Origin of the sequence: Nocardia farcinica, assembly GCF_029867845.1 — a bacterium.
Lineage (GTDB): Bacteria > Actinomycetota > Actinomycetes > Mycobacteriales > Mycobacteriaceae > Nocardia > Nocardia farcinica_A.
The window spans coordinates 1-10652 of sequence record NZ_JARWRU010000870.1; the positions used below are offsets into that span (position 1 = coordinate 1).

Annotated in this window: 2 protein-coding genes; both read right to left on the reverse strand. The window is 73.7% G+C overall.

The window, feature by feature from the left end; translation table 11 throughout:
* The coding region (locus QH283_RS18975) for an ABC transporter ATP-binding protein (protein ID WP_280504328.1) at nt 1-546 on the reverse strand (546 nt) is incomplete at its 3' end.
* A gap of 111 nt (nt 547-657) precedes the next feature.
* A complete protein-coding gene (locus QH283_RS18980) occupies nt 658-10635 on the reverse strand; it encodes an amino acid adenylation domain-containing protein (protein ID WP_432420750.1) in 9978 nt (3325 codons plus the stop codon).
* Nucleotides 10636-10652: the final 17 nt, after the last annotated feature.

Genomic DNA, 10652 nt, shown 5'->3' on the forward strand with positions numbered 1-10652 from the left:
GCGGCGCTCGCCCACTACGACGACGTGTCCACCTGCTGGGCGCTCGCGGTGGCGGGTGGTGGGCTGGTCTACAACCACCACCGGCGGCCGGGTGACCAGCGCGCCCGCCAGGTCGAGCCGGCGCGCCATGCCGCCGGAGTAGGTGCCCGCCCTGCGGTCGGCGGCGGCCTCCAGTCCGAGTTCGGCCAGCAGCGACCTGGCGCGGTCGGTGGCCTCGCGGCGGTTCATGCCGTAGAGGCGGGCCACCATGCGCAGGTTCTCGAACCCGGTGAGGTTGGCGTCGACGGCCGCGTACTGGCCGGACAAGCCGATGCGCTGGCGGGCCGAGGCGGGATCGCGCAGCACGTCCACGCCCGCCACCCGCACGCTGCCCTCGGTCGGGCGCAGCAGCGTGGTGACGATGCGCACGGTCGTGGTCTTGCCCGCGCCGTTCGGGCCGAGCAGGCCGAGCACGGTGCCCGCGGGGATCTCCAGGTCGATCCCGTCGAGCACCCTGGTCCTGCCGTAGTTCTTGACCAGCCCGCGCACCTCCACCGCCGCGCTCATCGGCGTCCGCCTTCCCTGCTCCGGCGTCCGATCTGCCTGCCTGAGCCGGGTCGCCCGGCTGGTCTGAGCTGCCTGACTGCTCTGTGCCCGCCCCGGCGCGCGCCGGTCGCCTCACTCACCTGGGTTCTCCTTCGTCGGATGGACTTCGCCGTCCAGATACGCCCGCAGCAGCGGTCCGATCCGGTCGAGCGCTTCGGGGGTGGTCATCGCCGCGTGCGAGCACGCCACCTCGTGCTCGATCACCGCGCCCGCCACGTACGGCCCCCAGGCCGCCGCGCGCCGGTCGGGGTCGGCGAGGTTGATCTCGTCGGCGGCGGCGTGGAAGAAGACCAGGTCGCCGTCGAAGACGCGGGGCCGGAAGCCGTGCGCCAGCATCGTGCCGGTGTGGTATTCGCGGAACAACCCGCGCAGGTGGTCGTCGGTCAGCGCCGCGAACGGGCCGGGCTGTTCGCGCAGCAGCCGCGCCGCCCGGTCCACGTCCAGGTCGGGACCAGCGTGCTCGCCGAGGTCGATGCCGAACTCGGCGCAGATCTCCGCGGCCGAGGGCATCGCCCGGTCCAGCCAGCGGTCGGTGAGCCGGTGACTGTCGAGCATGGCCAGGGTGGCCACCTCGTCACCGTCCTCGCGCAGGCGCACCGCGATCTCGTGGGCGATCAGCCCGCCGAGCGACCAGCCCGCCAGGTGATAGGGGCCCTGCGGCTGGATCGAGCGGATGACCCCGACGTAGTGCTCGGCCGCCTCGGCCATGTCCGCGAATCCGGCGGTGCCGGTGACATGCGGGGACTGCAAACCGTAGACCGGCAGATCCGAGGGCAGATGGGCCAGCAGCCCGGCATAGCACCAGGACAGGCCGACGCCGGGCGGCACGCAGAACAGCGCGGGCCTGCTGCCGCCGGGTCGCAGCGGCAGCACCGGCGCCAGCGCGGCGGTCACCGCGGCCGCCGGGTCGGCGTCGGACAGCTTGGCCGCCACCGCGGCGGGTGTGGCGTCGCCGAACATGACCTGCACCGGCATGTCGATGCCCGCCGCGCGCAGTTCGGCGACCACCTTGGTGGCCAGCAGCGAGTTGCCGCCGAGTTCGAAGAACCCGTCGTCGACGCCGACCCGTTCCACCCCGAGCACCGAGGCGTAGGCCGCGCACACCGCCGCCTCGACCGCCGTGCTCGGCGCCCGGTATTCCCCCGACCCGGTGAACACCGGCTCCGGCAGCTTGCCGCGGTCGAGCTTGCCGGTCGGTCCGAGCGGTACCTCGTCGATGAGCATGATCGACTGCGGCACCATGTAATTCGGCACCAGCGCGGCGGTGTGCGCGGTCAGTTCCGCGGTCGTGACCGCGAAACCGGGATGCGGCTTGACGTACGACACCAGGGCCGTGCTGCCCGCCGCCGTCTTGTGGCCGAAGGTGGCCGAGATCGCCACCGCCGGGTGCTTGGCCAGCGCGGCATCGATCTCGCCGAGTTCGATGCGGAAGCCACGGATCTTGACCTGGTGGTCGACGCGGCCCACGTACTCCACCTCGTCGAGCGCGGCGGGCCGCCTGCGCACCAGGTCGCCGGTGCGGTACATCCGCTCCCCCGGCTTGCCGTAGGGATTGGCGACGAACCGCTGCGCGGTCAGGCCGGGCCGGCCGAGGTAGCCGCGGGCCAGCGCGCCGCCGGACAGGTACAGCTCGCCGGTCACGCCCACCGGGCAGGGGTGCAGCCGCCGGTCGAGGATGCTCGCGCCGACGCCGCGGATCGGCCCGCCGATGGTGATGGGCCCGTCCGGGACCAGCGCCCGCGACATGAACGTGACGATGGTGGTCTCGGTCGGTCCGTACACGTTGTAGAGATTGCGGCCCGCCGACCACCGGTTGGCCATGTCCGGCGGCAGTGCCTCGCCGCCCACGAGCACGTGCCGCAGCGCGGTCACCGGCTCCGGGTCGACCGTGCCGAGCGCGGAGGTGGTGATGAAGGCGTGGGTGATCTCCTCCTCCACCAGCGTGCGCGTCAGCTCGGCGCCGCCGATCACTCCCCGCGGCGCGATGACCAGGGTGGCCCCGCCGCCGAGGGCGAACAGCAGGTCGAGCATGACGGCGTCGAAACTGGGGGTGGCGAAGTTGAGCACCCGGTCGGCCGGGCGCACGTCGTAGCGGTGCGCGCATTCGGCCGCGAAATTGGACAGGCCCCCGTGCGAGACGACCACGCCCTTGGGCCTGCCGGTGGACCCCGAGGAGTAGATGACGTAGGCGGGGTTCTCCAGCCGCAGCGGGGCGCGCCGGTCGCGCTGGCTGACCGGGGCGGGTGAGGCGGCCAGCACGGCGGCGCGGAACCGCTCGTCGTCCAACAGGATCCAGCCGGACTCGGCGGGCAGGCGGTCGCGATGCTCGGCCAGGGTCAACCCCAGGCCTGCGCCGGAGTCGGCGAGCATGTGCCGCACCCGGTCGGCCGGGTAGTTCGGGTCGACCGGCACGAAGGCCGCGCCCGTCTTGGTCACCGCGAGCATGGCCGCGATCGCCTCGACCGAACGGGTGAAGCCCAGTGCCACCAGGGTTTCCGGGCCCGCGCCCGCGGCGATCAGCACCCGTGCCAGCCGGTTGGTCCAGCGGTCGAGCGCCTCGTAGGTGATCTCGGTGCCGTCGCTGCACAGCGCCACCCCGTACGGGTCCCGCGCGGCCGCGGCGGCGAACACCTCGGGGAAGGTGACCGGCCGGTCGGCGGGCGCGCCGCGCACCTCGGCCAGCCCCGACCACTCCACCGGGTCGAGCAGTTGCAGATCGCCGACGTGGGTTGCCGGGGCGGCGGCGATGCCCGCGATGAGCCTGCGCAGCCGCTTGCCGAGGGCCAGGGCCGTCGACTCGTCGAACAGGTCGGCGGCGTAGGTGACGGCCAGGGTGATGCCGTCGGGTTCGCGCAGCGGGGTGTGCGATTCGGTGAGGGTGAACTGCAGGTCGAACTTGGCGATGCCGGTGTCGACGTCCTCGGCCTCGATGCGCAGGCCAGGCAGTTCCAGCACTCGCACCGGGTGGTCGCGCACCGAGAGCATCACCTGGAACAGCGGGTGGTGCGATTGCGAGCGCGCCGGGTTGAGCACCTCCACCAGCCGCTCGAACGGCAGGTCGGCGTGGGCGAAGGCGTCCAGGTCGGTCTCGCGGATCTCGCGCAGCAGGTCGGTGAAGCGCGCGTTCGGGTCGATGCGGGTGCGCAGGACCAGCGTGTTGACGAACATGCCGATCATCCGGTCCAGCGCGGGATGGCCGCGTCCCGCGATGGCGGTGCCGACGGGAATGTCGTCGGTGCCGGTCATCCGGTGCAGCAGCACCGCCAGCGCCGCGTGCAGCACCATGTACATGCTGACGTTGTTGGCCACCGCCACCCGATGCAGCTCGCGGTGGGTGTAGGCGTCGATCGCGCACTCGACGGTGCCGCCGCGATAGGAGGGCACCGGCGGGCGCGGCCGGTCGGCGGGTACGGCCAGCAATTCCGGGCTGCCGTCGAGGGTGCGCGCCCAGTAGTCGAGCTGGCGGCTCAGCGGCGAGGCCGGGTCGTCCTCGGAACCGAGGGTCTCCTGCCAGAGCGTGTAGTCGGCGTACTGCAGTTCCGGCTCGGGCCAGTCGTGGTCACGTCCGGCGCAGGCCGCCCGGTAGGCGGCGGCCACGTCGGCGGCCAGCGGTTCCAGCGACCAGCCGTCGATGGCGATGTGGTGCACCACCAGCACCAGCACGTTCTGGGTGGCGGTGGCCGGGGTGGCGACGCCGAGGTCGGCGGCGTCGGCGAGGGTGATCAGCGCGGCGCGCAGCGGCGGGGCGGCGGCCAGGTCGAAGCCACCGGCCGCGAAGCCGCGCACGGTGGCGGCGACCTCCTCCTCGGTGACCGTGGCGGTGTAGAGCGTCACCGCGGCCTCGGCCGGGTCGAGCACCACCTGGGCGGGCACACCGTCGATCTCCGGGTAGACGGTGCGCAGCGACTCGTGGCGGCGCTGCACCTCGCGCAGGGCGCTGACCAGCGCGGGCAGTTCCAGCTTGCCGTGCAGGCGCAGCACGACGGGCACGTTGTAGGCCGCCGAGCTGTTGCCCGTGCTGTCGGCGCCCGCGTTGAAGCGGTCGAGGAACCACAGCCGCTGCTGGGCCGCGGAGAGCGGAATACGCTCCGGCCGTCGCCGTTTCGTCGGCGCAGGCCGCTCGTGGCCGGGTTCGGCGCCCACCCGCGAGTCGAGCTCGGCGGCGATCCCCGCGACGGTGGGCGCGGCGAACACCGTGCGCACCTCCAGCCTGACCCCGGTCTCGGCGGCCAGCCGGGCGACCAGCTGGGTGGCAAGCAGCGAGGTGCCACCGATCTCGAAGAAGTTGTCTCCGGCGCCGATGCCCTCGGTGCCGAGCAGATCGCCCATGACGGCGGCGACCAGGCGCTCGCTCGCGGTCTCGGGTTCACGGCCGGCGCTCGCGCCGAGCAGGACCGGCTCGGGCAGCGCCGCGCGATCCAGTTTGCCCACCGGGGTCAGTGGAATGGAGTCGAGCACGGTGATGCTCGCCGGCACCATGTGCGCGGGCAGCCGCCGGGCCACGTGCGCCCTGATCTCCGCCACATCCAGTGCTGTCCCGGCCTGCCCCGCCACGTCCGATCCCGCCACCGGCTCGGCTGCCTCGCTGGCGGGGCGCACGAACGACACCAGGCGGTCGGCGCCGTTGATGCGGCGGACCTCGGTGTGCGCGAAGCAGATTCGTGGATGGGCGGTGAGGGTGGCGTCGATCTCGCCGAGTTCGATGCGGAAACCGCGCATCTTCACCTGGAAGTCGCTGCGGCCGAGGTAGACCAGCGAACGCTCGGGCGTCCAGCGCACCACGTCACCGGTGCGGTACATCCGCTGTCCCGGCTCGCCGTACGGGTCGGCGACGAACCGGGCGGCGGTGAGGGCGAAGCGGTCCAGGTAACCCGCGGCCACGCCTGGGCCGCCGAGGTAGAGCTCGCCGGGCACGCCGACCGGGACGGGCCGCAGCCGTTCGTCGAGCACCACCGCGTGCGCGCCGCGCACCGGCGTGCCGATGGTGATCGGCTCGCCCGCCACCAGCGGGGCCGACATGGTGGCCACGATGGTGGTCTCGGTCGGGCCGTAGACATTGAGCATCCTGCGGCCGTTCGCCCAGCGCGCCACCAGTTCCGGGCCGAGTGCCTCGCCGCCGACCATCAGGCCGCGCAGCTCGGGCAGCGCGTACCGCTCGCGATCGATGGTGGCCATGGCGGCGGGGGTGATGAAGGCGTGCGTGATGCGCTGGCGTTCGAGCAGTTCGGCCAGCTCGTCGCCACCGTAGATCTGCGGCGGGCAGATCACCATGGTGGCGGCCGGGCCGAGCGCCAGCAGCAGATCCAGCACCGCGGCGTCGAAGCTCGGGGTGGCGAAGTGCAGTGTGCGCGCGTCGCTCTCGCTGCCGATCCGGTCGCGCATCTCGTCGGCGAAGTCGGCGAGCCCGGCCTGGGTGACGGCAACGCCCTTGGGGGTGCCGGTGGAGCCGGAGGTGTAGACGACATAGGCGACGTCGGCCGCGCGGGCGGGACGGACCGGCTCGCCTGCGCCGAGCGGATGGCTCGGGTAGTCCTCCAGTTCGGCGCGCATGAGCGGGTCGTCGAGCACCAGCCAGCCGGTCGGCGCGCAGGTCCGCAGAGCGGCGGCGTGCGCGGCGACGGTCAGGCCGAGGGCCACCCTGTCGCCGGAGCCGAGGCCGCGGGCGATGAGCGCGCGGGCCAGCCGGTTGGCGCGCCGGTCGACCTCGGCGTAGGACAACCGGGTGCCGTCGGCCACCGCTTCCACGGCGGTGCGGCGCGGGCCCCGGCGCACGGCGTCGGCGAAGTAGGCGGCCAGGGTGCGCACCCCGCCGGGCAGCTGGGAGCTGCCGAACCGGGCGAAGGGCTTCGCGCCCCGCACCGGCGCGAAGTGCGCGCGCTCGATGTCGGTGCGCGCGTCGATGTCGCGGACGAGCACCGTCGGGTCGGCGCAGACCGCCGCGAGCACGCGGGCGAAGCGGTCGGCCAGAATGCGCACGGTGCCCGCGTCGAAGAGCTCGGCGGCGTAGACGAAGGCGAACGCCGGGTCGCTCTCGGCGGTGCGACCGGAATCGCCCGCGGTGACGCGGAGTTCGAGATCGAACTTGGCCGCCGCGATGTCGAGTTCCTCGGCGCGCACGTGCAGCCCGGGCAGGCGCAGCGCCGGTGCGGGCGTGTCCTGGACGGTGAGGGCCACCTGGACGACCGGTCGCCGCGCGCCGGAGCCCGCGGACCGGCCGATCTCCTCGACGACGCGTTCGAAGGGGACGTCGGCGTGGGCGATGGCGGCCAGTTCGTTGTCGCGGTCGGCGTGCAGCAGATCGGTGAACGGGCGGTCCGGGTCGACGTCCGAGCGCAGGATCAGGGTGTTGACGAACATGCCGACCAGCTCGTCGAGCGCGGTGTCCGTGCGGCCGGCCACCGGGGTGCCGATGACGATGTCGCGGCCGCCGGTGACGGCGCGCAACAGCACGGCCAGCGCCGACCGCACCACCATGAACAGGCTCACGCCCTGCTGCCGCGCCAGCACGGCCAGTGCCCCGCGCAGTTCGGCGGGCAGCTCGAATTCGACGGCGCCGGAACGATAGTGGCCGTCATCCGGGCGGGGTCGGTCATAGGGCAGCGGCAGTTCCTCCGGCAGCTCGGCGAGCGCCTCGCGCCAGTAGGACAGCTGCGCGCCCGCCGCGCTGCCCGGGTCGTCGGCGTCGCCCAGGCAGGCGCGCTGCCACAGCCCGAAGTCGGCGTACTGCACCGGCAGCGGCGACCACGCCGGCGCCTCGCCCGCGCACCGGGCCTGGTAGGCGATGACCAGGTCGCGGGTCAGCGGCGCCAGTGACCAGCCGTCGGCGGCGATGTGGTGCAGCACGATGCCGAGCAGGTGGCGATCGGCTCCGGTGCGCAGCAGCATGACCCGCAGCGGAGTGTCGGTGGTGAGGTCGAAGCCGGTGCGGGCGAAGGTGGTCAGCCGAGCGACGGCGGTGTCGGGATCGGCGTCGGCGAAGCGGGTTTCGGGCAGAGCGGCGGCGACCGGGAGCACCACCTGGTGGGCGCCCGCGCCGTCCTCGGGGAACACCGTGCGCAACACCTCGTGGCGTTCCACCAGGTCGACCAGGGCGGCGCGCAGGGCGTCCAGGTGCAGCGGGCCGTCGACGCGCAGCGCGAAGGCGATGTTGTAGGCGCTGGATTCGGGGGCGAACCGGTTGAGGAACCACAGCCGCTGCTGCGGCAGCGACAGCGGCAGCCTGGCCGGACGCGGGTCGGCGGCGGTCAGCGGGATGCGCGTGGTGCGCGGCGCGGTGGCCACCCTGGCGGCCACCCCGGCGACGGTCGGAGCGTCGAAGATCTCCCGCACCGGCAGTTCGGTGCCGAACTCGGCGTGCAGGGCCGCGGTCAGCCTGGTCGCCAGCAGCGAGGTGCCGCCGATGTCGAAGAAGCTGTCCTCGGCGCCGGGCACCGGCCTGCCGAGCACCTGCGCGAAGACCGCGGCCACCCGGCGTTCGGTGTCGGTGCGCGGGGCGCGGGTCGGGCCGGCGGCGCCGAATTCCGGTGCGGGCAGCGCCTTGCGGTCCACCTTGCCCGAGGGCGTGGTCGGCACCGCGTCGAGCACCGTGATCGCGGCGGGCACCATGTAGCCGGGCAGCCGGTCGCGCACGGTGGCCAGGATGTCCGCGCCGTGCGGGGCGGCGCCGGGCTCGGCGGTCACGTAGGCGGCCAGCCGCGGATGCCCGTACTCGTCGGTGTGCACGACGGTCATGGCGAAGCCGACGCCGGGGTGCTCGCGCAGCGCGTGGTCGATCTCGCGCAGTTCGATGCGGAAGCCGCGGATCTTGACCTGGTCGTCGGCGCGGCCGAGGAAACGCAGCGTGCCCGCCGCGTCGGTGACCACCAGGTCGCCGGTGCGGTACATGCGCTCGCCGCGCCTGCCCAGCGGGTTGGCCGGGAAACGTTGCGCGGTCAGGCCGTTGCGGCCCAGATAGCAGCGGGCCAGGCCGGGACCGGACAGGTACAGCTCGCCGGGTGTGCCGGGCGGCACCGGCCGCAGCCGGGCGTCGAGCACGAACAACCGCATGCCGCGCACCGGCCTGCCCAGCGGCACCGGCTGTCCGGCCGTCATGGCGGTGGAGGCGGTCGCGGCCACCGTGGCCTCGGAGGGGCCGTACATGTTGTGCATGCGGTAGCGCACGGCCCAGGTGTCGACCAGGTCGTCGGGGCAGGCCTCGCCGCCGACGATCACCGTGGACAGCTCGGGCAGATCGTCGGGCGGCACGGTGGCCAGGGCGGCGGGCGTGACGAAGGCGTGCGTGACACGTTCGGCGCGCAACAGATCGGCCAGCACCCGTCCGCCGTACACCTCCGCCGGGGCGATCACCATGGTCGCTCCCCCGGCGAAGGCCAGCAGCAATTCCAGCACGGAGGCGTCGAAGCTCGGCGAGGAGAAGTGCAGGGTGCGCGAGCCGACGCCGACGCCGAACAGGTGCATCTGCTCGTGCGCAAGCGAGGACAGACCGGCGTGGGTGACCACGACCGCCTTCGGTGTGCCGGTCGAGCCGGAGGTGTAGATCAGGTAGGCCGGGTGGGCGACGCGCAGCGGCAGCAGCCGGTCGGCGTCGGTGAGCGGTTCGGCGCTGTGGCGGGCCAGTTCGGCGGCGAATTCGGCAGAGCCGAGCACCAGCCAGTCCGAGGGGGTGCGGGCGTGCCTGCCGCGTTCGGCGGCGGGCCAGGCGGGCAGCGCCGCCGTCGAGCCGGGCAGGGTCAGGCCGAGCAGGGCCCCGGAGTCGGCGAGCATGTGCGCGATGCGTTCCCTCGGGTAGCCGGGGTCGACCGGCACGTAGGCCGCGCCGGTCTTGGCGACGGCCCAGATGGCGGTGATGGCGTCCAGGCCGCGTGGCATGGCGACCGCGACCACGGTCTCCGGCGCGGCCCCGTGCGCGACGAGGGCGCGGGCCAGCCGGTTGGAGCGCGCGTCGAGTTCGGCGTAGGTGGTGTCGAGATAGCCGACGCCGGGCTCGAGGTGGCGCACGGCCACGGCATCGGGCACCCGCGCGGCGGTCTCGGTGAGCATCCTGGCCAGGGTGACCGGCGGGTCGGCGGGGGCGGCGGCCAGCGGGGCGAGCCTGGCGAGTTCACGGGCGTCGAGCAGCTCGATGTCGCCGACCGGCAGCGCGGGCGCGGCCAGCGCGGTCTCCAGCACGGTGACGAACCGGCGGGCGAAGGCCTCGACCGTGTCGTGGTCGAACACGTCGGTGGCATAGACGAATTCGGCTTCCAGCGCGCCGTCGGCGCGACCGTCGTGCACCTCGAGGTGCAGGTCGAACTTGGCGATCTCGGCGGCCACCTCCAGCACCTCGGCGATGACGCCGGGCAGTTCGACGCGCAGGTCCGGCCTGTGGTCGTAGGACAGCATCACCTGGAACAGCGGGTGCCTGCCGGTGGCGCGCTCCGGGTTGACCGCCTCCACCAGGCGCTCGAAGGGCACGTCGGCGTTGGCGAAGGCGTCGAGGTCGGTGTCGCGGACCACCTCGAGCAGCCGCTCGAAGCCGGCTCCCTGATCCACCCTGGTGCGCAGCACGAGCGTGTTGACGAACATGCCGACCAGCTCGTCCAGCGCCGGATCGGAGCGGCCCGCGATGGGAGTGCCGATGGCGATGTCGGTGCTCGCGCACAGCCGGGACAGCAGGGCGGCCAGCGCGGCGTGCAGCACCATGAACAGGCTCACCCCGCGCCCGGCGGCGAATTCGTGGGCGGCGGAACGGGTTCCGGGGTCGATGGTGAAGCGCACCCGGCCCGCGGCGGCGTTCCTGCGCGGCGGGCGCGGCCGGTCCAGCGGCAGGTCGAGCTGGTCGGGCAGGCCGTCGAGCACCGAACGCCAGTAGGCGAGCTGGCGGTTGAGCCCGCTGTGCGCGTCGCCCTCGGCGCCGAGCAGCGCGCGCTGCCAGAGGGCGAAGTCGGCGTACTGCACCGGCAGCGGCGTCCATTCCGGGGCCTGCCCGCGGGAACGGGCGGTGACCGCGGCCATCAGGTCGCGGGCCAGCGGGGCGATGGACCAGCCGTCGCCGCTGATGTGGTGCAGCACGATGACGAAGACGTGCC